Source organism: Halomicrobium sp. HArcht3-1 (assembly GCF_058933345.1).
Window position 1 is genome coordinate 1 of sequence record NZ_JBZYDM010000010.1, and the last position, 24,846, is coordinate 24,846.

Here is a 24,846-nt window from a genome sequence, read left to right on the forward strand (position 1 = left end):
TTTTGAGCCAGCGATGCGGCTTGTTTAACGAAGCGGAAGAGTACTCTAGTCACATTCACTCTTTCCGCTTCGCTTCCACCTTCAGAGCGACGCTATCCCCTCGCTGTCTCCGGATTCAACAGAGCAGATTGGTGAGAATTCTCATAGGAGGCTTTCTGTCGTACTCTAAGTTGGCGCTCGCCTCGGCGAAAGCGGCCCGGAGATGGCAGCGTTGTCTACAGACCTCGCGCATGAAATGCTTTAACACACTGGGATGATGCGCACGTTTGAAGCGAACGCGACTGAAGAGATTCGATTATCGCTACTGGGCCAAGACTCGGCGACGATGGAACGGGCCCTCGAACACGAAAAGACCTGTACATTTGCACCTACGCTGGTGTGCTGGGTCCAGACGAATCGTAAAGGCAGACTCGCTGGTTTTCCTTGTCAGTCTTCGACGGCCTCCGCACGCCCATCTTCCTGCAAGGAGGGAATCCGACAACTACTGAACGAACCCCGTTCTAACGCTCGCCCCGAATGCCGACCGTCATCTTTAACGTACGCTACTTCTTACGTTTAGGCGGATGAGAGCTGACTTCGATATGGAGCGAGGCGGGCCACTTCACGAAGCCGTGAAGGAATATGCCCGCGACCACGGAATACGCCACTCACGAGCGTACCCCGAACTACTCCGCAAAGCACTCGAATCCGAAGGCTACGATGTCAACGACCCAGACGGCGAATAAGACGCTGGAAGCCACGTTCGCACCACCCACGCGGTGCAAAGAGCAACGCCTCCAGCAAACGCTGTCTGAGTACCGTGACGCACTCGACGACGCCTTCGAGCAAGACTGCGATACGATGAGTGCTACGAACGACGTGGTGACGCCGTACAACCTGCCGTACCAAGCGAAAGATGCCCTCAAATCCTACGTCCCCAAACTCCACACCACGTACAACGCTACAGAGTTGGACGACGAACATCCGCTCCGATTCGTGAATCGAGCCGGGAAGTTCGACCGTGACTCCTCGCGTGAGTACGAAATCTGTTGGAATGTTCCACAACCCGGTCGCGGAACCAACTTCTGGATTCCACTCCGGCTGAATCCTGATCAAGAAGAGTCGTGGGACGACCTGCTCGATGACGAGTCGAATACGAAGGTGGGCGAACTTCGATTGCAGAGACACCGGAAGACGTGGACACTCCACGTCACTATCGAGTACGAAGTCGAGGACACCTCCAAACTACCCGAGAATCCGACTCAGGTTGGATTCGATATTGGCGAGTCGATGTTGGTCACGGGCTGTGCCCTCCAACACGACACTCCCACGGACCCGTTGCTGATCGATGGGAAAGAAGCCAAGCGACTCCGAAAAGAGACGCACACGACGCTCAAACGTCTTCAACAGCGGGATGCTTCCACGTGGCGTATCGAAGAACGATTCTCGTATTACCAGAACCGACTCACAGACATTATCGAGAAGGCGTCTCGTGAGTCTGTGGAGTACGCCAAACAGTTCGAGAATCCCGTCATCGTGATGGAGGACTTGGCGTACATCCGAGAGTCACTGGACTACGGGAAATACATGAACCGACGCCTGCACTCGTGGGCCTTCGCTCGGTTACAGGGACGAATCGAAGACAAGGCGAAGGACGCGGGGATTCCGGTTCGGTACGTCCACCCGCAGTACACCTCGAAGACGTGCCACTCATGCAAGCATATCGGGTATCGGCCTCGGCAGGCCGAGTTCAAGTGCAAGAACCCAGAGTGCCACGTATCGACGTTTCAAGCGGATATTAACGCGAGTGCGAATATCGCACGGCGCGTCAACCCGTGGGGAGAGAGCCTACCAGTGAAACGGGGAGGCAATGACTCGCCACAGGACGGGAGCGGTTGTGACACCGCCACGACTCTGTGTGAGCAGAGCGAGATACCCTCGCAGATGACACTCACATCGTTTCGAGAGTCGGACCCCTCTGCCAGCGACGATTAACTGGCATTCCTACCGTGTAGGAAGCCCCGTCGTTTACGACCGGGAGGATGTCACGTCCGCTGTTCTTGCACTGGGGTCTCTATTTGCTTGGGACATCTCACCCACACCACTCTGTCCGCAGTTCTTTTTCCAAGAGTGACCCCACTGTTTCCGCTGTAAATCGTTCTCTTAGAGTTTCTTAGAGCTGTCTTTTGGACTTTCTCTTTAACTCAGGTACCATGATATGGATGGCACCCACCCCACCACTTCCGCTGTTAGCGATCACGAAGTACCCTCAGAACGTTCGGTGATCTACCCCACGTTTCCGACATTCTGCTGAGACACTCACACCACCATGTCCGCAGCTCTTTTCACACAACCACCCCACCGCTTCCGCTGTTAGCTCAAAGAGAATCACGCTCTCACAACTCACCATCCACACTACCAGTTCCGCTATTGGCGACGTAAGGATTGTCTCTCCCGAGATACCACACCCACCCCACCGCTTCTGCTGTTAGCAAATTGGAAAGACGGTAACCTCGAGAACCACCGATCCCACTCTGTCCGCTGCTCTTGCTGAGACACCCACACACCACTATGTCTGCAGTTCTGATCGCAGAAGGGACCCCACTATTTCCGCTGTAAATCTATGTCTGAGGATCTGATTTAGCTGTTTTCGGGTGTACCTCTCGGTGGCTCAGACTGCTATCTAGCTTTCTCGAATGACACCCACCCCACCGCTTCCGCTGTTAGCGATCAAGAAGTACCCCTTCAGAATATTCGATCCCCACCCCACGTTTCCGACGTTCCAGACTTTTCCTCCTCCGACATCCTCGATCTCTCCACAGAGACACCACTGCTTCCGCTGTTAGCTTCTGCAGGGAGTCAGTGCAATCGTGGTGGAGTCACTGCCCCGTGCCAACCAGCTCTGGTGTCGATTCAAGAAACTCTGTGAGCCCATCTTCGATCGACGAGATGGATTGTTCAAGCTCGTACTCCTTGAACTTCCCACCACCTTTCCCCTTGTTGTACTCCGTCGAGGAGATGATTCCTAACTGCTCGAGTTCTCTGAGGTAATCTCGGACTGACCGTTCAGAGACTGGATCCAGACCCTCTTCGGTTACGATCTGTTTGTAGGTCTTGAGAACGTCTTTCGTCCGCGCAGGTGTTTCTTCTCGCTTTCCCAGCACCGTGAGTGCATACAGGACGAACTGGCCGTGGTCGGAGTAGTTTCGAATCCCTTCGACCACCTGGTCGGTCTGGAGACGCTGTCGGGCTTCTCTGACGTGTGCTTCAGTCACAGAGGCATCGTTTCGCTCTCGGGCGAGATCGCCGGCTTCGAGCAAGAGATCGAGTGCTTGGCGAGCGTCACCAGAGTCTTTTGCGCCGTAGGCTGCACACATCGCAATGACTCCGTTTTCGAGGACATTATCTTTGAACGCCACACTCTCACGTTGTTCGAGCACGAGGCGAAGTTCTGCAGCGTCGTATGCCGAAAAGGAGACCTCCTTCTCACAGAGGCTCGACCTGACTTTCGAGGACAGTTGGTTTCGGAAGTCGAGATCATTCGAGATCCCGATCACGCCGAGTTTCACTGCAGAGATGTCCCCGTTCGAGCGCGCTCGTGGAAGTTTATAGAGTAAGGAGTCGTCCTGGATGTGGTCCACCTCGTCGAGGACGATCAGGACTGTCCCACCGATCTTGTCTAGTTCTTCGAAGAGGAACTGATAGACCGAGGCCTGTGGATACCCCGTATTCGAAATCTGGCTTCGTGGATCACGGAGTTCGTTGACGAGTGAGACAGCCACCTGATAGCTGGAGTTCAGACCGTCGCAGTTGATCTCGATGGTGTGTAGGTCGAGTTCCTCGACGGATTCCGAGTCTCGTTCGAGTGCATGGAGGATATGTCGGGTGGCCGCTGTCTTGCCGACGCCGCTCTTTCCGTAGAGGAAGATGTTCGATGGTGTCTCGTTGTTGATCACGGGCTGGAGGGCAGCGTGATAGCGCTGTAGCTCTGTATCGCGGCCAACGAGTTCATCAGGCGTCCATTCTTCGAGGAGTGCTTCTCGCTGCTCGAAGATAGACGAAGAGGGTGAGAACGTGAGATCGGACATATGCGAATCGAAGCATGAGGGAATTATATAACTAGCGGTTCCGTTGTTTCCGCTGTTGGGTTCTATTTAAATACGACGGACACCACGACTTCCGCTGTTAGAGGAAGGGTGGGGTAGATATTGAACGCAAGCGAAGAGCTGGAGACGGGTGGCCTATTGCTGTGGCTAACAGCGGAAGCAGTGGGGTGGGTGTGTGTTGTGATCGGTCCCTGTTCTTCCTAACAGCGGAACCAGTGGGGTGGGAGTGTTGGCATCTCTTTCAGCATAGGCCTTTGTCTCCGGAGCTAACAGTGGAACCGGTGGGGTGGGTGTCCCAGAAGAACAGCGGACAGGGTGGGGTGTGGGTGTCTCTGGATTGGGGATCTAATCGAATCCTCCTATCAGCGGAACCAGTGGGGTGGAGGTCTCGCCCTCAAACGCCTTCGGGCCGCTCGCGGCCTGCTCCACATCTTTCGTTCGAGAGGGGCCTGCGAGCGACACCGGGCACGAGCGGTCTCGCCTGTTCATCCACCAGGGCGTGGGTGTCCGAAACATCACGACTCCAGTCTTTCGCCGTTCGGTCTCGTGTGTGTCCTGCTCTCCAGTTTCGCGTAAGGGGCGCGGCTGGCTCTGCGTGCACAGCCACTCTCGGTCGAGCCCTGGTGGGATCTCTTTCGATCGTGCAACACACTTTCGAATGACCTCGAGTGCCTCGTTGTCTTCCCAGAGTGCGAGGATTTGCTTGACCCGGATCCACCGGATCAGTCCGATATCCTGTTGCTGTACGACCAGATCCGGATTCATCAATGGGGGGTAATAGCCGTCGCCGTCCGGTGAGAAATCGAGCACGGTGAGCGTCGTCGTATCAACACTCAACACGCCGTTCGAGTCGTTCACCCTGAGTCTGACCAGCGCTTCGTCGAAGCCATCCGTGGTTGGCTCGATCGTGTCGATTTCGCAGTGCTTGCATCTGGCTGCGTCGGGGAGCCACGTCAGTGGCGGATCGTGCAAGTCCTTCAGATTCGGCATATCTCCCACGCGAAGAACGTCGTACTGGAGGGGGTCGTCGATCTCGAAGTGGTCGCCACAGTAATCACACCGTCGATCGTTGAAGACCCGTAGACCGTGAATTTCCCGTCTGAGCGTCTCTTTCGTCGCTGCAGGCATCGGCGGCATCTGCTCTCTTGAGGCAGTAGTGGGGTGGATAGTCTTCCGGCCAGTTGATGACAGGGTGATTCCGAGTCGTGTACAGGTGGTGCGACTTTGGTGAGCAGACGTGCTGGTGTCGTTTCTGCAGTGCGTCTCACGGCTGGCCGTCACTGACCGTGGTGAATTACGAGGATCCCTCGAACGCCCTCGGTCCGCATACGGTCGCTCGCAGACATCTCTCACTTCGTTCGAGAGGGGTCCACGAGCAACACCGGGCGCGAGTGGTCCTCGCCCGTTCATCCACCAGGATGTGGTTGTTGGGGCACTGCTCAGAGCCATTCGATCAGTCACCGAGAGAGTGCTGGCGCAACTGGGAGACGTACTGCTCGTCCCATCCCTTGGTCTCCACGTAATATGACAGTGCAGACTCGACGTATTCAGGAGGGAGGATTTCGTGGGTCGCGAGCGTACAGAGAATATGCGGTGTGGTAAAGAGGCTGTTCCGGTCGTCGAGAGCGAGCGTGACGAACAGGTAGTTGGTCGTGTTGAACTCGTCTGTCAGGAAGAGATCGGCCTCCAATTCGTTTGCCAGCCAGATGCCCTCAGATTCTCCCCGATCGAGTCCGTAGGCGAGTGGGTCATCAGTTTGGCCGGAGACATTGTGGGTCGTCAGGTGGTGTGCTGCCTGCAACACGAGATCGGCAGCTGCTGCGAGAAGATCGTTATCTCCTGTCGCTTCAGTACACTCTCCGAGGACGCTTGCGGGGATGTGAACGTCGTATGTGGTGAGCAGTGCTTTGAGTGGGTCTGCCCCAGTGGGGGCTTTTTCACGCCCGTCGACGACCGGCGTGGCGAGATTCAATAATACGTTGGTGTCGACGACGGCGACGGCTTGGTCCGACATCCTCAGGTGTCCGACTCCGTATTGTCAGATGCAGACTCAGACGCAGACTTAGACGACGGGTCCGTCCATTCGGGGACCGCACCGTCGTAGAAAGACTCGTCGCTCGGGAGGTTGTCCTCGAGTCGTGGCTCAGCAGGTGTCCGATCGATCGACGACTTGAGGAGCTTCATTCGCATCGCTTCCTCACGACCGAGGACTGCCTCGACGGTGTCGTACTCGACACGATCGTCGTAGTATGCATCGCTGAGGCGACGACGGAACTCCTCGTCGTCTGCGAGGGCTTCGAGTTCGTCTTCGAGGGCGTCGATGAGGAGGCGCGTCCGAGAGATATCGAGGACCTCGACAACACTGTCGGCACGGTCGACGAGGGATTTCGGCGCGTTGAAATCGACGCGTGTTTTTTCTTCAGCCATCACTCTATGTGTAGGTTCTACACATAGTTAATGCCGTCGGCGTTTGGTTTACAGCGGACATGGTGGTGTGGGTGTCTCCAACTCGAACGCCCTCGGTCCGCTCGCCCGTTCATCTACCAGGGTTCGGTTATCGAGCCCATCGAATTGGCGACATGCAACAGCAGCACGATCCTGACTCAGCAGCTTCGGAATCTCTGCCACTGGTATAATAGTAGATAAATGTGCTACACGGAGGGTCGGGTGCCAAAGTCCACAAGTATACTATCCACGCTCAATATGAACAAAGCGTCCTCACACGCCCGGTACGTATACTCACTATAAAAACAACTATACTTGTGGGTGGCGATGGTCGTGCTATCACAATGCCCTCTCACGAGCTCCCCGATCGTGCACCGGGAAAATACGTCCCGTATCATCCCCACCCGTACTATTCACCCGAGGCGCTTCCAGTCGAGCCGACGCTCGACATCGCCGACCAGACGCGCGATCTGGTGGCCGATGCCGCGTATCAAATCGGTCGCATTGAAGGGATTAGCTCGACGGTCGACTTCGCGACAGTACTGTATACCTCCCTCATTCGCATCGAAGCTGTCGAATCCGCACAGATCGAAGGGGCAGAGGTTGCATATCAAGACGTCGAGGCGTACCATACAAAACACCCATCAGGCGATGGTGGGGCGAACATCGAGAAAGATCTGCGAGAGGCACTCAATTACGAGACTGCGCTCACGTATGGGCTCGACAACATCGAGCAGGGCGAGGCAATAACGCTCTCGCTGATCAAAGAACTCCATTCGATGTTGCTCGAGGATGTTCGCAACGAGGGTGATGTCGTCGGAGACTTCCGCGACCATATGGTCCACCTCACGAGCCCACAGCCTGGACAGCGTCCGTTCGTTCCACCGACCCCAGAGGGACTCACTGCGCTCATGCGATCGCTTGAGTCGTACATTCAGATGGGTGGGCAGTACCATCCACTCGTCGACGCTGCCATCATCCACTATTTTTTCGAGACGGTGCATCCCTTCTCGGATGGAAACGGTCGCCTCGGCCGATTACTCATCATTCTCTATCTGGCGAGCGAGGGCTACCTCGAAAGTCCCTACATCTACCCGAGTGCATACTTCAATCGCCACAAAGTTGAGTACGTCGAGCGAATGCGTGCGGTGAGTGAGGACGGTGCGTGGGACGAGTGGCTCACGTTCTTCCTCGAAGGACTGCGAAGCCAGGCTGCGACATCGTACGATCGTACCCATCAACTTCGTGAACTCCAGGAGCGCTACGAGAAGGAGTACCCTGGCAGCACCAATACGGACCAGTTCGCTCGACAGTTGCTTCAGTACCCCTATTTCACGGCACCGGATCTCGTGGACTATCTCGATGTCTCACGCCGAACCGCGTACAAGATCGTCGAGGATCTCGAAGCGGATGGTCTCATCGAGGAAGTGACCGGCAAAGAACGCGGGAAGGAGTACAAAGCAGTCGAGGTGTTTGATATTCTGGCGTAGGGCACACTTTGGAACGCCCTCGGTCCGCTCGCGGCCGCTCGTCGACATCTCTCACTCTGTTCGAGAGGGGGCGACGAGCGACAACGAACGCGAGCGGGCCTCGCCCGTTCATCCACCAGGGATCGGTCGTGAGGGCTATTCGGGTGCCATTCCTTTTGCTTCGAGTTCTGCGATTGCGTCTGCCGTCTTCTCTATCTCTTCTAGGCCCATAGCACGGAGGACGTGGTCTGGCTTGGTGTATTGGATGTCTTCGTAGGCGACGATCTGGATTCGATTGCCCCACGGATCGCGGAAGTCCAGCCCTCGTCCTGAAAGCACCTTGATGTCGAGCTCTTTGAGGCGTTCCTCGACCGCAGTTGCGTCGTCGACGACAAGGCCAAAGTGACGATGTCGGTCATCATCCGTCACCTCGTCTGTCTCTGAGAGGGCGATGAATTGATCACCCATGTCGATGAACGCACTGGCCTCGCCCCGGCCACGCAACTCGACGTCGAATATGTCCCCGTAGAAATCCAGTGCATCCTCGATGTCGCCGACTTCGAGGGCGACGTGGTTGATTCCGACGAGGCGAGCACGGGACTCAGCTGAATCGCTCATATTGATGGGTGGGCCTCTAGAGGGATGTAGATTTCAGCGGGCCCGAATGGTGGGCACTCGTTATCTGAGCGAGGGACGATTGGGTATCGGTCAGTGGCACGCACCGCTCGCTTCGAAGCGGGCCGACTCGCACTTGGCTTCGCCGCGTGCGACCTGCGCCTCACTGCGTTCGTCGCACGCGTCGCTCACGCTCTTCGGAGCCACGAGGTTAGTCGGACGGCCCGTCGCTTCGCTCGGGCGCGTCAGACTAACTCCCGTGGCCACTCGGCCGGCCCGCCCAGCGCGCGCTGCTGGTTGGGTGGCCCGAACGTGCGCGCTGCCCGCGCCAGGGGCGCGGGACGAAGGCGCGAGCAGCGCGCGTAGAGTTGTCGTCGTTTGAGGAGAGCCACGGCTGGAGAGTCGTGAAGTTGTGAAGACGCTGAGTAGGCGCCTTCAGGATATTACGGCAATGAGCATTGAGCACTCGATTCGATATGAAGTTTCGCATGATGAACAGACGGTTGACGAGTTTGAGGTCGCGGATGGGCCCGAACTCCGAGGGTCGGTCGAACAGGAGATTCAGGGAAAGGTCGATACGAATCACCACGAGGCGGCTGGGCGAGGATTGACGATGGAGGCAGAGGAGAAACTGGAGGCGAGAGAGATGGAACTCGGGCGAACGAGAGTGCGGTGGGATCGGCGCCAAGAAAGTGATCGGGAAGCACGGACGCGAGACGTGGCTGAGGCGGGAAGTCGAGAACGAGGACGGACGTTCGAGAAGCGAGCAGCGAGCGTGGATCAGTGGCGCGATCCAGATGCGGTGGATCCTCGGGCAGAGATGGGTCGAGAGGAATTGGCGGGCGTGAACAGACAGGCAGTGCGGATCAATGAGCGGTTGAAAGGCGGTCCGACGACGGCGGCGATCAGTCGGCGATTAGCTGAGAGGGTTGGACGAGGAGCAGATATCGTGGATGCGTCGGTCGAGATGATGGAGGCAGAGTGGATGAGCGAAGGGGCGGTCGTGCCGATCGATCGTATCGAGGACGTTCCGAGAGGCGAGGTGAGCATTAGCGGGGTCGTTGAGGTACTATGGGAACCCAAGCACCCAGCGATTCAGCAGGTCGGGTTGATTGCAGATGAGAGTGGCCGGACGAAATTCACGAGTTGGGTTCGGTCGGACGCGCCGCTGGTCGAGAAGGGAGACGAGGTCGTGCTTCGAGATGTCGCCAAGAGCTGGTACGAAGGTCGGTGTTCAGTCGCACTGACTGGCTGGTCAGAGGTTAGATTCGAAGATCGCGAGCAGTGGTGGTAGGATAGTCACTGGCATTCCTTTTTTATTGTATGCCAGCCCCTCCCCAGCCGTCGTCCTCACTCCGTTCGAACGCCCCTCGCGCGTTCTCGCCATACGGTGGCGATTCATCGCGCGCCATTTTCTTGGAGTGTACTGAGTCATCTACTGAATGGGCGGAATTCAACTGTGCGAGGATCTTCTGAATCCAGGAGGGCGCCCTGTTCACTCTCAGAGAATTCGCTTCAACCCAACAAAGGCCCTTCTGAAAACCCTCAAAAACGCTTCAACGCGCTCTATTGACCGAGCGCTTCAACCCAACAAGGGTCCTTCTGAAACTCGCTCAGGACTGCCCCCACACCTCAGATCGGGTTGGCTTCAACCCAACAAGGGTCCTTCTGAAACCATGCCAGATTTGAGGACTATAGGGGCTAATAAGCTTGGATTATGACGTATGTTGTCATCGACCCCCCAGTTCTGTGTCACCCCTTGGGGGGTCGACGAAAACGAGGTCTCTGTCAAACTACACTGTCGCCGTCACGTGCTGACACTTCACCTACGACGGCGTCATCCTGAGTGTCTCTCGCGAGTGCCACTCTAAAGCTGATTCAGGCGTCACATCCGCACCTTCACGCAACACTGCGTTGCATATCCACGGATCGTACTTACTCACAGCCGTAGCTATCCTGTCGACAACAAGGGTGGGTGTAGTGCTTCGGACCACCTCTGCTGCTCGCGGAACATTCTTTTAGCTGAGTATGCCAACGTCACTGCATTTTATCACCCCCAGAAGGGTGCGGGGGAACCCCCGCACATAACTAATGGGACACAGAGCACTCGTTGCCTACGAACGATCGGATGGACTGTACAACTGCCACTACTCACACTGGGGTGGCATGAATCTCAAACTCACAGATAAATTGTCTACGGAAACTCCCTTTGGCGGCCATACACCTTCGAAGGAAATTCAAGCATACTTCGAAGAACTACTCGACATTCCTCGTGACTCCACTTCACTTGCACCGCCGACGAACGATTGCCCGATCGACCTCGACCCACTAGAGGTCGCGATCACGCTCGACGACATCGCCTTCACGACACTGGATTATCTTCATCATGAGGCGTTCTACGTCGTCTCGGAATCGTTCGAGGTCACACCCTATCGAACGTGCTGGCTCGGGCTCACACAGGATGCGGATACCATCGACGAAGCACCAACGATCGGCAATGGCGCGTACTACACCGTTCGGTGGTACGAGGGTGTTCCCGTCGGCGATGGCGTCATGCGCGGTCGTTGTAAGGCGCTGAAAGACTGCACGGGCGATATGCTTGACCGCGGTGTCTTCGACCAAGAAAGCGCGACGAGATACATGATCCAGAAGCTCAGAGCCTGGACTCGTGATCAGGAACTCCACGTCACCCGGCCAGCACAGCCGTAGTTCTATTGCGCCCCGACGGGCGAGGGCGCATTCATTGCCCTCACGATTATGCCCGAGAACGAACTTGCAGAACTCGTCGACGCCGAACAGCAACTCCAAGCATTCCTCGTCGCCACTGCCGAAGATGGTGTCCCTGAACTCGCACTCATCTCGATCCTTCGTGACTATGCTGATCTTGTCGAAGAGCAGGGATACGTGCCTCGGACGTGGCGACGGTAGGAGCTGACGACAGCCACGCCGACGCATTTTATCGCCCCCTGAGGGGTGCGGGGGCACTCCCCTCGCACTTCGCTATGACTGAACCTGAGCATCCACTCGATTTCCTTGACGCACCGACTCGCATTCTGAAACGCGCCCAGTACGAAGCCCTGACGTTCGAACTCTTCGAGACGAATGTCCTCGTTCGCAACGGGAACTACACCGATCCTGAGAACCACGAGTATCTCGTCGTGATCGACGACGGCCTTCCAGTCTCGTGTACCTGCCCCGCAGACGAGCACTACATCAACGCCTGCAAGCACCGGGTCGCGGTGGCGATGCGCCGACCAATTCTCGACTTCGCTAGTGACGCGAAATTGGTTGCAGACGGTGGCTCAGTGCCAGACGAAGGGCAACGTGAGGCGTTAGATCCCGATGGGACGGTTATCAAGGACGACGCTGACGATGTTGAGGACTGTGATTGTGACGGGCTTCCCGACGAGTTTCCCTGCTGGGAGTGCTATCGTGTCGGAAGATACGACTTCGAATGATATGGCATTGGTCCCATACTCTTTTGACCTATGGCATCGAAACCATAGCTAGGGATGGCACCCTACCACCTGGTCGAAGACTGGTCGTACACGGAAGATCGAAAGATCGTCAACGTCACCATCGGCACCACCGATGACGTTGACACATATCCCAGTGGTTGGCGCTACGCGCTCCACTACGGGTCGCTCGATGGAGAGACGATCCTGCGATACGACAACGCCCACGAGAAGACGAAAGGCCACGAGAAGCATACTGGTGATGCTGTCGAAGCGGTCGACTTCCCCGGCATGACAGCGCTGTACGAGCAATTCCTCGAAGCGGTCCGCGCTGACTTCGAGGATTTCCCGCAGTGATGTCTCGGGGTGCCATCGAACGGAGGAATCTATGACCAAACTCAAAATTACGGTCGGTACCATGGACGAACTGGCCGAGCGAACGCATGACCGCCTCGCAGCCATCGAATCGGGGACTGGTCCCGAAGAGCTCGACGAGGCACAACCCGAACTACGCTTTGCGTCCTACAGCGAACTGTTCGACGTGCTGAGTGAGCAACGAATAGAACTTCTGGAGGCAATCGCGACACACGAACCAGCGAGTATCTCTGCAGCAGCCGAACTCGTTGACCGGGATTACAAAACAGTCCACCGACAGCTGAGTGAGCTCGCCGAATTGGGTGTTATCGAGTGGATCGAGTCGGATTCGGGGACTGCAAAGAAGCCACAGTTCCCCTACGACGGGCTCGAAATCGACCTTGACCTCATCAACAACGAACGATCCGGTCCAGCGACAGCTTGACCACGCAGCCACCGCTCCCGCGTGTGTCATTGTCCCCCAGAGGGGTGTGGGGCGTCCCGAAAGATGCCCCGAAATCGATCATGGCTACAACTCCATACGCGAGTGGCTTCGACGAACCGATATCCAACAACTGCAGTGGCTCCTGTCCCGAATGCGACGGTGAGGTCGAAAGCGAAGGGGGTGAACGAACCTGCCGGTCCTGTGGACTCGTTATCGACGGCTACGGGATCGTGCATGACTTCGAACCGAGATCGTTCGAGGACGGGCCGAATCGTGAACGGACGGGCGCTCCTCTGACAAACGCACGGCACGACGACACAGACCAGCCAAACACTCAACTGACGCGGTAGCGCGGAGTCCCCTTCCTCAAGGAGCGACTGTCTGGAACGAGTAGGGAGGGGAGGAGCGCGTTCGTATCTGTCACAAACACCGGTCTATAAGTAGCAATCCATCCACATTGAATATGTGGCAGACGACTACGTGCGTCGGACGGCAATCACCCGCCTCGCGGTAGATAGCGAGCAACGCGAGTTGCTTGAGGAAACCATCTCCGAGTGGAAGCGTGGTTGCCAACTCGCCACCGACATGGCGTGGGGCAAGTGCAACGCCAAGAGCGACGTACAACCCCTCGCCTACGACACTGTGCGCGAGGAAACCGATCTCGGGAGTCAGCACGCGATTCTCGCTACTCACCAAGCCGCACAAACCATCACCGGCTGTCTCGAACGCCGTTCGAACGGCAAGACGGTCAGCAAGCCCACTTTCACCGCACCGACGGTGAAATACGACACCCGGACCATGACCCTGTTCGACGACGACACGGTGTCGCTCTCCACCACGGAGAGTCGCGTCCGGTGTGAACTTGCACTCCCCGACGCCGACGATGGCTACCAACGACAGTACCTTGACTCAGACGAATGGGGCGTCACCGAAAGCACGCTCACCGCCCGCGACGGCGACTACTTTTTGCACATCGGCTTCCGCCGTCACAAGACCGATACCGAGCGCAACACCGCCGAGGACGGAACGGTCCTCGGGGTCGACCTCGGTATCGAAAACCTCGCTGTCACCAGCACCGCCCGGTTCATCAACGGGCGCGAACTCTCCCACGACCTTCGCGAGTTCGAGAAAGTCCGTGCAGGACTCCAACAGACGAGCACGCGAAGTGCCCACAGAACCCTCGAACAATCGAGTGGACGCGAACTACGATACGTTCGTGACGTGCTTCACCGAGCGTCGAACGCCATCGTAGAGGAAGCACTGCGATACGACTGTGACGTGATCGCGTTTGAGGACCTGACCCACATCCGCGACCGCACGAGTTCGTCGTGGGGTCACAAGTGGGCGTTCCGAACGCTGTACGAGCAGGTAGAATACAAAGCCGAAGCGGTCGGCATCTCGGTGAAGCAAGTTGGTTCGGCGTACACGTCGAAACGGTGCGCCGAGTGTGGCTTTACGGCAGACGAGAATCGCGCGACTCGCAGCGACTTCCGGTGCGTGAAGTGTGAGTCGGAAGCGAACGCGGACTACAATGCGGCGAAGAACATCGGGATGCGGTACGTCCGTCGGGGCCAACAGTCGTCTCGGCGGACGGGCGACAGTCAGCTTGCCCTGAAGTCTGGAACTGTGACGCCGAGTGGCGGATTTACCGCCCACCCGGACGGGTTCGAGGCCGAGTTCATGGACAAGCCCCACCCTCCACGAGCGAACCCATCAGGGTGAACGAAGTAGGGTGGGGTAGTTGACGCAGAACTCGATGCGCTCCGCGAGGCTGGGTTCTGGATCTCGGACGACCTTTATTCGAAAGTTCTCTCCGAAGCGGAGAATTAACCTCGACAGCTTTTCGAATCCACTGAGCTACAACCACCGCTCCCGCAGTTTTATCGCCCCCCAGAGGGGTGCGGGGCGTCACACCAGATGCCTCGAATCGATTATGACTACAACTCCATACGCGAGTGGCTTCGACGAAGAGACTTCCAACCAATGCAGCGGTACCTGCCCGGAATGTGACGGCGAGATCCAAACCGATGGTGGTGAACGCACCTGTCGAACGTGTGGGCTCGTCATCGACGGCTACGGCATCGCCCACGACTTCGAACCACGGACCTTCGAGGATGGACCCAATCGAGAACGGACGGGCGCACCACTCACAAACGCACGACACGACCGCGGTCTCTCCAGTCAGATCGGTCGGTGGCGAGACGGGGAACAGCAGGTCCTTCCCGAAAAGAAGCGCCGACAGTTACACAGGCTGCGACGTGAGCACAGCAGAGCACGCTTCCAGTCGAAAGCAGAGCGAAACCTCGCCTTCGGTTGTACAGAGATCGCCCGTCTCGTCTCGGCGTTGGAACTTACACGCGAGACGACCGAGTTCGCCTCCTCGTTGTTCAGGCAAGCGCAGGATCGAGACCTCTTCGTCGGACGGTCTCTCGAAGGATTTGCAGCAGGGAGTGTGTATGCCGTGTGTCGATGTCGGTCGATCCCATACTCCACCGCCGAAATCGCTGACGTTGCTCGATGTGATGAACAAACCCTCACGAACGCGAATTCAGTCCTGAACGTCGAACTCGGGCTCGAAACAGCGATCCAGACACCGCAGGATCTCATTCCGAAATTCGGCGATGAACTCGAACTTCCACAGGTCGTGCGTCGACGGGCACGAAGGCTCGCTGAACGAGCCATAGATGAAGGATTAGACAACGGTCGTCATCCAGCTGGTCTCACAGCTGCAACCCTGTATATCGCCACACAGGAACGCGACATCCGGGTCACCCAAGCGGACATCGCAGACGTTGCAGACGTGTCGATCGTGACGCTCCGGAAACGCCAAGACGAATTGCTTGCGGTGGTGTAGTGCAATGTGGCCCTGGTCATGCTTGCGGCGCTCAGGCGTGCTGTACGAATGTCGTTGGTGTGGAATGACACTCGACCGAGAAGGCAACGAGTGCCCGTACTGTGGTCCCTGCGATGTCGTTGTCTTCAATCTCGATTCGTGAGCATCATCTACGACAATCCATGACATATTCAGTTGCTCATCATATACACTGCGAATAAACACGCAATTGGCCAAGAAATTCCTCTATATGTGGCGTTTTTAAAGGAAATACGAACGCTTATACGCTGCTTCCTCACTGGTTCGAGTGAGGGCTGCTCGGTGGTCGTCGTTGGGTTGCGGTGGTCACTCTGAGTGGCTACGCTCCCTCAATCATGCAAATTGACAGTTCAAACGCTGGCGATTCGAATCGACGCTCGATTACTTCCCTCTTTGAGGCCAACGCTCTGCGACGTTGGCTTCTTTCGCTCTCAATCGGTCTTCTCGTACTCGGGACCATCGCCGTCGAGCCAACGCTTGCAGACTCGCACACAGACGGTGGTGTCGGTGAAGCCTTCTGTGCCTCATCGATGGCACTCACCATCCAAAATCTCTTCACCGTCATCCAGTTTGGCGGCCCGCTCGTTGGCGGTGTGCTCGCGCTTGGTGCCACGGTTGCGATCCCAACGATCCGCCGAGCCGACGTGAAGAAAGAACTCAAAGAGGCCCGCAATCAGGGCGTCATCTGGGGTGTCATCGTCGCACCGCTTGCGACGACGATCCTCGGATTCATCCTCAACAACGTCGTCGCTGGCGGGACGAGCTGCGGGTTCTAAGTGTGGGCCGTGGTGTTGCCTTCGGCTGGCTTGCACTCCTCGCACTGGCTGCCCTCTCGATACCGGTCAGTGCTCATCCCCCAGCAGAACCAGATCATGGGATCAACAACTCGACGTTCGCAACGCTGTGGTCACTCGATGGCGATGCAGGACATTCGACGGATGAGGATGCACTGGTGACGCTTGGGACCCAGACGGACATTCCGTTCGACGCCCCACCTGAAGCAGTCGAGGCGTGGAACGATGGCGAACTCTCGTCGTTTCCAGACAGTGGTCTCGATCGCTCGCTCGTCCCGACGAATGCGACCACCTCGAACAGTGGTGTGATCCGTGATGCTCACGCGACGATTACGGCCCTCCGTCCATCGACACGGGTCCACGCTCAAGCTGGACAGACGCCGCTGTACGTCGGGCGGCGTGGCGACATTGCAGGATTCGTCGACTATCGAATTGCACTCCCCGAAAGAGACACGCCGACAGGAGAGAACCTGACGATCACGCGCTGGGTGAGCGAGGCCGCAATCACCGAGACGCGCCTCTACGTCGGCGGCGAACGCGTCGACACTGGCGAGGGATCGCACACGCCAACACTCGCATACAGTCGTGAGGACGTACAATCGCTCCCAACAGTAGAGACGACGATCCGACTCGAATCCACGATCGAGGTCACGTGGGTGCGTGAACGCAGCGTCTGTACACGATATAATAACACGACTGGCTGTACGGGCTGGCGTCGATCGACTCGAACGACGACCGACTCGGTCGATGTTCACGATACCGTCGCTGTCCATCTCCACGAGATCGGGGTTTCTGGCTATGTTGGCAGGTATCCCGACGGCGACCGGGCAATCGTCGCCTACACGAGTGAACCGTGGGCGGGCTTCGAGCGTCAGAACTCGCGCGGGTCGGTCAACGGTGTCTGGCGTTTTTACACGGCGAGAGATCCACGCTTCGATACGCTGATCGAACACTCTGGGTCGAGTGCTACGCGAGTCCATTCCCCGGTCCATCCACTCACTGTCCATGCCTTTCCGATGGAGACCGGTCCAACGGCTGGGCCACGTCAGTCAGTGAGCATCGTCGAGGGTTTTGGTGGGCAACGGACACCGCCTGATCTCCCACCAACGGTTGCACTCGATGTTGTCGAGGAACCGTACACTGCGACGTTCGGACTGGCAACACGGTGGTCTGCAGACACAGCAACGACAGACGATCAGTCGAATACGTCACCGGAGAGCATCATCGCCCGCGGACTGGTACGCGGCGTCGAACACCGTCGCTCGCTCTCGTCGTTCGAACCGATCCCGATCAACGAGAGTACGATTATACTCACGGCACTGAACGACTCAGGAAACGACACCCGTCGGGTTCGCATCACTCTTACCGACGCCACCACCGGTCGTCCAATCGAGACGGCCAATCAGTCTGGCTACGTCCACGTGGCCGGCGAGCGCATCAACACCAGTGCCAACGGGACTGCCACGGTCACGCTCGATCAGACGGGTGGGTCGGTCAGTGCCCGTTACTATCCAGATGATTGGTGGGGACGCAATCCCGGCTACATTGGCTCACAGACGACGCTTCGACTCGAAAACAGTGTGCTCGAATTCCTCGAAACGCTGTTTCGCTTCGCTGTCCCGGTCGGTCTATTCGCCATTGGTGTCTTCCTGATCGACCGTCTTACTGGGTGGGGCGTCTGGCCACCGTGGAGGCTGAGATGACTCACTCATCCCGTTCCCAGCGGCGACGAGGTGGGCCGTGATGCAGGCCCTTGGCGACATTATTCCCGAGGCACTCTCGGATTGGCTCCGTGGACTGTTCGAACCAATCGAGCAGGTCATTCAGAACGAGGGATCGGAAGTCATCGAGGCGGTCGTCAGCACGCCCGCACCGGATACGGTCTTTGGCACACCCACAAACGGGGCGTGGCCCCAGATCTACGAGTACTACTGGGAGGGGCTCATCCCACTCACCCTCTTCCTGTACGGCCTCTCGATCGGGTTGGTGATCTTCTTCGAGTCGACCAGTGGACTGTTCAGTAGCTATCACACGACGAATCTCAAGCGACGGGCGTTCTCGGGGTTGCTCGGCATCCTGTCGTGGTGGTGGATCGCTGCGTTCTCGCTCAGGCTGATCGACGGTCTGGGCAGATATCTTGTCCCTGATCTCGCGACGGTCTCGCTGTTCGAGATCACCTCCTTCGGTGTGATTGGTCTCCTTGGACTACTTGTGTCGCTGACGGTCGACCTGATCCTGTTCGTCCTCATTGCGTTGATCTACTTCACGCGCCACGTGATGTTGTACCTCTTCGTCCTCCTGATGCCGCTGCTGATCGTCTTCTGGATTCCCGGCGTCGGCCCGTTCTCGCTCGTCTCGCGGTTCATGCAACGTCTTGCCGGATTCTACGCACCCTTCCTGTTCATGACGATTCCGGTTGCACTCCTGTTCCGACTGGGTGCGCTGCTCGGTGAGAGCTTCTCACTCTCACTCGATGGGATGCTCGCCTGGGTCGTTGCGCTGATTATCCCTTTCGTTGCCGTCGTTTCGCCATTGCTGTTGTTCTGGCAGGCCGGGGCGATCTTCGTCTTCGGCGAGCGCGCCGGCCATCACGCGTCCGGTCGGCAGGCTCAAAATCGTGTGGCGAAAGCCAGTGCAGGAGCTCAGACGACCGCGCACGGCGGCCAGAACTTCACTCGCGGTGCCCGTGGGGATGCCGCAGTGAAACGCGATGGACAGGCCGTCCTTGGCTCTGGAAACTCTCGCGCCCACGCAGCGGGAACGAAACTCCGAGAGACGAGCGTCTCGCTCCGTGACCGGATTACCGAACGGACTGGCGACGCCGCGTCGAGTGGTGGGGCTGGTGACGATCACGACGGTCCATCGACGTCGAAGAACGATGCAGCCCCGTCTAGAGCCACTCGTCAGAGCGACTTCTCGACACTTCGCAACCGTGGAAACGACACTCCCTCCGAGGGTGACGACGCGGACGAACCGCCCTACGATCCTGACGACCGACCACGCTACATCAACTGACTATGGCACATCGAGATCCCGAAAAACGAATTCCGAAGTTCATCGGCACCGATCCCACGCTCGTTGGGAACTATACGATTACCGACGCGGCAGTTGCACTCTTTCCTGCCGTGTTGGTCCTCTTGACGATCCAGATGGTCGTTCCGGCCTCGTTTTCGGTCGCTGGCTACACGGCCGAGACGCTGGCGATCCCCCTCGCGATCGGTGCAGTTGCCATCGGGGCACTGTTTGTCTGGCTCACGCCCGACTATACGACCAGTCTCGAATGGATCACGACCTACGCGGGCTGGCTTCAGCGTTCGACTGAGCACACCTTCGAGGAGGCCACCCAATACACGCAGCTCGAACGACTCCACTCCGAACACGACGCAATCGAACGGACGGATGGTGCATTCGTCGGGATGATTCAGGTCGATCCACCGACGATGGCGCTTGCGACTGACGAAGAGTGGCACCAGCGAGCCAATGCCTTCAGCAGCGTCCTCAACTCGACGGTCGAGTTTCCCATCCAACTGTACTCGACCACGCAAGAATTCCCAGTCGAGGAGTATCTCGCACACTACGAGGATCGGCTCGACGATCCGGATGTCAAGAATAATCCGAAACTCGCCCGGCTCATCGACGCCTATCGGTCGTGGTATGTCGACGACGTGGCAAGTCGCCAGATGACGATCCGTGACCACTACGTCATTGTCCCGGTCACTCCCGCAGAGATCCAGTTCGACCGCGAGAGTCTGCTTCAACAACTAACCAGAATCCCAGTCATTGGCACACTCATCAGTGCATGGTTCGCCCCGCGCGTACTCGACGAACAGCAGGCGATGTTCGAGGAACTCGATAGTCGACTGCGCCGGCTCGAAGGTGGGCTACGGGAGATCGAGGGCTGTGGCACGACTCGTCTACATGGCGAGGAATGTCTGGCCGTTCTCGGACGGTTCTGGACGAACGAAGAGTACGCTCCCAAGACACTCGACAGGCTGACTCGAACTCAACCAGTCGTCGGGGAGACCTCTGCATGATCGGTCGTCTACTCACGTCGCTTGGCCTTGCCAGTGCTGTCTCCGATACTGAAGACGCTGGCGGGGTGCACGAACGGCCAGGTCGGCCGTCGAGGAACGCTGGTGGGTCGCGACCGGATGCCGATGATGATCAGAGCGCAGCCACTCTTGATCGTGCGGACTCAGAATCAAAGACCAAAGACATCACCGTGACGTACGATCCTGCGAGTGAGTCGCTTCCCACACCCGAGGAGATTCATCGCACACTTCTCGCGCCATCGGGCATCGAAGAACATCCCCAGCATGTCAGTCTCGCCCAGCACTCGATACGGTCACGCTGGATCGCCGAGTATCCAGAGACGCCCAGCGATGGGTTTCTCGAACGACTGTACGCCGCTCCTGAAACGAAACAGAGCGACATCTCGATTCACATCGACCCGCGCGAGACGACGGCGACACTCGATGCGCTGGAAAATCAGATCGAGGAACTCGAAGCCGACGTGGAGTACTTAGCGGAGAAGCGCCGCGCCAGTGCGCGCGGACTCCAGAAAGATCTTGAAGACTATCGAGACCTGTACGATTCACTTCGGAACAGTTCGACGCGAGCGTTCGATGTTGCAACGTATCTCACGAGTCGTGCTGGCGACGAGCAGTCACTCTCGGATAACGCTGTCAGAAAGACGGCCAGACAGCCACCCGCAAATCTCGTCCCGGTCACACCGCGCTGGCAGCAACTGGATACCCTGATTTCGGGCAGTCCGATCGGGCTCAACAAATTAGAGCACTCACTCTCGACACGAACGCCGATGCTCTCGGGAGCGGTGGGTGCGATGTTCCCCTTTGTCTCCGGTGCATTCGCAGAACCCGGCATCGAATACGGAACCTACGCACTGAACGAGAGTCCGTTGATTCTCGATCGCTTCGCTCGCGAGACGGGCTACTGCACGATGGTGATCGGGAAACTCGGCGCTGGCAAGTCATTTTCGACGAAACTCCAGCTTGTCCGTCGACGGATGTACGATCCCGACACCGTGATCATCATGCTCGATCCACTGCAGGGTTTCGCCGGAGTGAACGATGCACTCGGTGGCGAGCGCATCACTGTCGGTGGGACACGGGGATTGAACCCACTCGACTTGCAGCCAACGCCGCCCGGAATTCTGGATTCGGTCCCGGACCTCGACCCGTGGGCCGAGCAACTCTCACGGTCGATGGCCTTCTTCGAGACGTTCTTCGACAGCGTCGCGAACAATCCACTGGCCGATCGAAAACAGACGCTCCGTCGATCGGTGCAGGAAGCCTACGATCGGAAAGGGATTACGCGCGATCCGAGTACGCATTCGAATCCGTCGCCGACGATTACGGACGTGATTTCGGTGCTGGAGTCGCTGCTCGAAGAACCTGCGACGTTCGGGTATGCGACCAGTGGTGAACAGGACAGTGTTCGAGATGATGCTCAATCACTGCTGAAAGATTTACGACCGTCGTTCCGGGCGGACGGTGACCTCGCGAACCTCGCTCGCGAGACCGAGTTTGACCTCGACTCGCGCGTGGTCTACCTCGATCTCCATCAGGAGGAAGGCGCACGCGGTCGTGGTGAGACGAGCCTGATGATGCAGGTGTTGTTCAATGCGGTGTATGAACGCGCCAAGCAGACGGACAAGAAGGTCGTCTTCGCCATCGACGAAGCCCACTATCTGATGCACGATGCGACTTCGCTGTCCTTCCTGGAGACGGCTGTTCGACATTCGCGACACTACGATCTCTCGCTGCATTTCATCACACAGACTGGCGGCGAGTTCGCGCTGACGCCCGAGACACGGACGATCGCGAGTTTGTGTTCGATGACAGTTATCCATCGGGTGAATGAGGAAGCCGAGAAGTTGGTCGAATGGTTCGATTTGAGCGAGCGCGAGGTGAACTGGGTTCGAACGGCGAAGGCCGGGAACGACGAGGATGGCTACTCAGAGGCGTTGCTCGGAATTGACGAAGAGGGATGGTTCCCGTTGCGAGTACGGGCGAGTGAGTACGAGGTGAGTGCGATCGATGGCAGAGACAAGTGAAGAAATCATTTTTCGGAATTTGGATTGTTGATCAGGGTGGTTGTTAACCAACAAATTGTATCTAAGAGACGTTTGTTGGTTAATTTGGGTCGAATCCAGCTTCGGAGCGGTTCTAGCCCCTTCTTGGTCGAACTCGCAGTCCGCATGCGTCATCGCGATCGCAACGAGAATCTGCCGGGGTCTTCACCAAGATACCGACGCTGACCCAAAGCGGCATTAGTATGAATATGATCTGAATATATATGTCCGAAAAACATCGTCGGAAGGTTGGTGGCCGGGGGGAGGTGACGATTCCACAGGAACTCCGTGCCCAGTTCTGCCTCAGCGGCGGCGATGAAGTCCTCATCCACGAGGAAGACGGAAAGCTCGTTATCGAACCACCGGTCTCTCGTGAGTTGCTGGCAGAGGGGTACCGCAAACGGGCCAAGCGAGATCGTGAAATCGCTGATGAACTATATCACATCTCCAGGGAGACAGATTCCCAGCTGGGCGATGCACCGGACTGGGAGGCGTGACCGTGTGAATTCAACGAGGTGATATCGGTCTCGTTGAGCTGGACCCGACGCAGGGATCGGAGCAGCGTGGTACTCGACCGTGTCTCGTCGTGCAAAATGATATCGGGAATGTGAATGCGCCAACGACGATCGTCGTACCGTTTACTACCTCGTTTGCAGACCAGCTCTATCCCTTCGAAGTACTTGTGCCAGCTGATGAGTGTGCTCTGAAAGAAGACTCGGTAGCGCTGTGCAGCCAACTCCGGACGATTTCTGTGGAACACCGGATTATTGACAATGTGGGTGCTGTTTCATCGAGTCGGATGACTGCGGTGGATGATGCACTCAAATATAGCCCCGGACTGACTGAGGTATCCTGAGACGCGGAGGACAAGAGACTACCAAGGGGGTCGTTCTGTTTGAGCGCTTGTGACGTAAGGGGTGTGGAAGTGAAGATTTCACAACCGCGTGGGTTCCACGCAGTTGCAGGATATCTGCTTAACTAGTGTCCACACACGTCCACCGTCTAGTGGTTTTGCGCTGAAGTAGTCACAGATATACGAGAGCGCGCTACTATGGTGAAGTGCCTGTTGGGGACTCTCGGGCCCGCAAAACACCTCTAGCAGCTATCTAGGCTGTCAGAACAGAAAACCGGCAATTCACACTCGTCGCTACAGCCCGCAAGAGGGTGTTTCAATGGATACTAGCAGTTGTGTGTGATTCTATGCGCGCCCGTTCGGGCATTCGTAGAGCTGTGGGAAGACACAGGTGCGTGTATACGCCTATGAGAGACGGTTTTAGTAACGTGCCCGGCTTCGAACGTGGGTCATCGCAGGGGATTCTGAAAGTAGCCAAACCGACAGACGAAGACCGTGTGTGGATGCGATCTAAGGGGTGAAAAGGCGTCCGTCGATGGGTCTTCGCTGGTCAGTCGGTCTCAGACAAGACACGCGAAAGTGTGCTCTGGGGCTCAGAGGTGCGTGCTCTCTCCAGTTTCGCCTACACGCCACGCGTCGTCTATTTCTCCACACATTCGATGTTCTCTCCCTGTGAAACCCCTTCTTGCGGAGGAGAGAGCCGATTGTGCGATTTTGGCGGTGATCTTGGCTGACTCTGTCCGTTGAGTCACACGGATGCAAAGAGGACGTACATCGATATTGAGGTTGACGTGGAGTGCAAGCGAGGACAGTACGAGGGAACTCCCTCGGTGAACACGAAGCGGTTCCGCGTCATCGGCGTCCGTCACAGAAGTTGAAAACACGGCAATTCCATCCTTCTCTGCCCACCGATGCACGCGGTACGCCATCGATTGGATCATTCCCTACAGTGGTGGAGTGATGTTCTCCGCCGGGTTGCAGGTTCGGTGCAGTATGCGCCCACGGATCGACTCGGAATTGCGGTCGGCGTCGTTGTGTTTCTCCTTCGCCAGGCCCTGTCACCACCTACTCATCGTCTCGCCACGACCCCCATACCTCTCGATACTTGCCGAGTTCGCGGTACTCCTTCTTCCGCTCGAACGCATCGATGGCGTAGATCACCTCGTTGTCCTTGTCCCAATCGATGAGTACGCGGAAGTCACCGACACGAAGCCTGTAGCCGGGGTGGTTCTTCAACCGGTCAAGAAAATGATCCGGGAAGTCGCCAATGTTCTCCAGCTTGTTGATGATCCGCTCTGCGTCCTCTGTTTCGAATTGCTCCAGCGTTTCGACCACCGTCTCCGTCAGAACAACCTCATGAGCCAC

General features: G+C 57.4%; 23 protein-coding genes. 17 read left to right on the top strand and 6 right to left on the bottom strand.

Annotated features, from left to right (window positions below; all coding sequences use genetic code 11):
- The first annotated feature begins 699 nt into the window (after window positions 1–699).
- Window positions 700–1,974, top strand: a complete 1,275-nt coding sequence (locus AC5FRW_RS15565; RefSeq protein ID WP_493569386.1) for an RNA-guided endonuclease TnpB family protein — start codon at window positions 700–702, stop codon at window positions 1,972–1,974.
- Window positions 1,975–2,858: 884 nt separating this feature from the next.
- Here AC5FRW_RS15565 and AC5FRW_RS15570 read toward each other — a convergent pair.
- From AC5FRW_RS15570 to AC5FRW_RS15585, 4 genes are all read right to left on the bottom strand, one after another.
- The gene (locus AC5FRW_RS15570) at window positions 2,859–4,067 is read right to left on the bottom strand and encodes an orc1/cdc6 family replication initiation protein (RefSeq protein ID WP_493569387.1); all 1,209 of its coding nucleotides are present in this window, start codon (window positions 4,065–4,067) and stop codon (window positions 2,859–2,861) included.
- Between the two features lie 363 nt (window positions 4,068–4,430).
- Complete coding sequence (locus tag AC5FRW_RS15575; RefSeq protein ID WP_493569388.1) at window positions 4,431–5,213, bottom strand: hypothetical protein; 783 nt, start codon at window positions 5,211–5,213, stop codon at window positions 4,431–4,433.
- 325 nt (window positions 5,214–5,538) lie between these two features.
- Window positions 5,539–6,099, bottom strand: coding sequence for a hypothetical protein (locus AC5FRW_RS15580; RefSeq protein ID WP_493569389.1), 561 nt, complete (start codon window positions 6,097–6,099; stop codon window positions 5,539–5,541).
- Between the two features lie 2 nt (window positions 6,100–6,101).
- A complete protein-coding gene (locus AC5FRW_RS15585) occupies window positions 6,102–6,512 on the bottom strand; it encodes a hypothetical protein (protein WP_493569390.1) in 411 nt (136 codons plus the stop codon).
- Window positions 6,513–6,874: 362 nt separating this feature from the next.
- On the opposite strand from AC5FRW_RS15585, the gene AC5FRW_RS15590 reads away from it, so the two are divergent.
- Complete coding sequence (locus AC5FRW_RS15590; RefSeq protein WP_493569391.1) at window positions 6,875–8,020, top strand: Fic family protein; 1,146 nt, start codon at window positions 6,875–6,877, stop codon at window positions 8,018–8,020.
- A 135-nt stretch (window positions 8,021–8,155) separates the two neighbouring features.
- Here the strand turns inward: AC5FRW_RS15590 and AC5FRW_RS15595 are convergent, their stop codons facing one another.
- Window positions 8,156–8,617: a VOC family protein gene (locus AC5FRW_RS15595; RefSeq protein WP_493569392.1), complete on the bottom strand. Its 462-nt coding sequence runs from the start codon at window positions 8,615–8,617 to the stop codon at window positions 8,156–8,158.
- A gap of 448 nt (window positions 8,618–9,065) precedes the next feature.
- On the opposite strand from AC5FRW_RS15595, the gene AC5FRW_RS15600 reads away from it, so the two are divergent.
- The 15 genes from AC5FRW_RS15600 to AC5FRW_RS15670 all read left to right on the top strand — a co-directional run bounded on the left by AC5FRW_RS15600 (window position 9,066) and on the right by AC5FRW_RS15670 (window position 23,484).
- Window positions 9,066–9,908, top strand: coding sequence for a DNA-binding protein (locus AC5FRW_RS15600; protein WP_493569393.1), 843 nt, complete (start codon window positions 9,066–9,068; stop codon window positions 9,906–9,908).
- Window positions 9,909–10,705: 797 nt separating this feature from the next.
- Window positions 10,706–11,323, top strand: a complete 618-nt coding sequence (locus tag AC5FRW_RS15605) for a DUF6735 family protein (RefSeq protein WP_493569394.1) — start codon at window positions 10,706–10,708, stop codon at window positions 11,321–11,323.
- A 48-nt stretch (window positions 11,324–11,371) separates the two neighbouring features.
- A complete protein-coding gene (locus AC5FRW_RS15610; RefSeq protein ID WP_493569395.1) occupies window positions 11,372–11,542 on the top strand; it encodes a hypothetical protein in 171 nt (56 codons plus the stop codon).
- 74 nt (window positions 11,543–11,616) lie between these two features.
- Window positions 11,617–12,072 (top strand): SWIM zinc finger family protein, encoded by a 456-nt coding sequence (locus AC5FRW_RS15615; protein WP_493569396.1) that lies wholly within the window; start codon window positions 11,617–11,619, stop codon window positions 12,070–12,072.
- A gap of 54 nt (window positions 12,073–12,126) precedes the next feature.
- Window positions 12,127–12,426, top strand: a complete 300-nt coding sequence (locus tag AC5FRW_RS15620) for a toxin-antitoxin system TumE family protein (protein ID WP_493569397.1) — start codon at window positions 12,127–12,129, stop codon at window positions 12,424–12,426.
- 61 nt (window positions 12,427–12,487) lie between these two features.
- Entirely contained in the window at window positions 12,488–12,868 is a 381-nt protein-coding gene (locus AC5FRW_RS15625) for an HVO_A0114 family putative DNA-binding protein (protein WP_493569398.1), read from the top strand.
- A 465-nt stretch (window positions 12,869–13,333) separates the two neighbouring features.
- A complete protein-coding gene (locus tag AC5FRW_RS15630) occupies window positions 13,334–14,590 on the top strand; it encodes an RNA-guided endonuclease InsQ/TnpB family protein (RefSeq protein WP_493569399.1) in 1,257 nt (418 codons plus the stop codon).
- A gap of 34 nt (window positions 14,591–14,624) precedes the next feature.
- Window positions 14,625–15,722 carry a transcription initiation factor IIB gene (locus tag AC5FRW_RS15635; RefSeq protein WP_493569400.1) on the top strand — a complete coding sequence of 366 codons (1,098 nt, stop codon included), beginning with the start codon at window positions 14,625–14,627 and terminating at the stop codon, window positions 15,720–15,722.
- 548 nt (window positions 15,723–16,270) lie between these two features.
- Complete coding sequence (locus tag AC5FRW_RS15640; RefSeq protein ID WP_493569401.1) at window positions 16,271–16,516, top strand: hypothetical protein; 246 nt, start codon at window positions 16,271–16,273, stop codon at window positions 16,514–16,516.
- A gap of 2 nt (window positions 16,517–16,518) precedes the next feature.
- Window positions 16,519–18,237, top strand: coding sequence for a DUF8186 domain-containing protein (locus AC5FRW_RS15645; RefSeq protein WP_493569402.1), 1,719 nt, complete (start codon window positions 16,519–16,521; stop codon window positions 18,235–18,237).
- Between the two features lie 40 nt (window positions 18,238–18,277).
- A complete protein-coding gene (locus AC5FRW_RS15650; protein ID WP_493569403.1) occupies window positions 18,278–19,549 on the top strand; it encodes a TrbL/VirB6 family protein in 1,272 nt (423 codons plus the stop codon).
- A 2-nt stretch (window positions 19,550–19,551) separates the two neighbouring features.
- Window positions 19,552–20,568 (top strand): TraC-like domain-containing protein, encoded by a 1,017-nt coding sequence (locus AC5FRW_RS15655; RefSeq protein ID WP_493569404.1) that lies wholly within the window; start codon window positions 19,552–19,554, stop codon window positions 20,566–20,568.
- Entirely contained in the window at window positions 20,565–22,610 is a 2,046-nt protein-coding gene (locus tag AC5FRW_RS15660; RefSeq protein WP_493569405.1) for a VirB4 family type IV secretion system protein, read from the top strand. The genes AC5FRW_RS15655 and AC5FRW_RS15660 overlap by 4 nt, the downstream gene beginning before the upstream one ends.
- A 242-nt stretch (window positions 22,611–22,852) precedes the next feature.
- A complete protein-coding gene (locus tag AC5FRW_RS15665) occupies window positions 22,853–23,125 on the top strand; it encodes an AbrB/MazE/SpoVT family DNA-binding domain-containing protein (protein WP_493569406.1) in 273 nt (90 codons plus the stop codon).
- An 8-nt stretch (window positions 23,126–23,133) separates the two neighbouring features.
- Entirely contained in the window at window positions 23,134–23,484 is a 351-nt protein-coding gene (locus tag AC5FRW_RS15670) for a type II toxin-antitoxin system PemK/MazF family toxin (RefSeq protein WP_493569510.1), read from the top strand.
- A 1,062-nt stretch (window positions 23,485–24,546) separates the two neighbouring features.
- Here the strand turns inward: AC5FRW_RS15670 and AC5FRW_RS15675 are convergent.
- On the bottom strand, window positions 24,547–24,846 hold the full coding sequence (locus tag AC5FRW_RS15675) for a type II toxin-antitoxin system RelE family toxin (protein WP_493569407.1): 300 nt from the start codon (window positions 24,844–24,846) through the stop codon (window positions 24,547–24,549).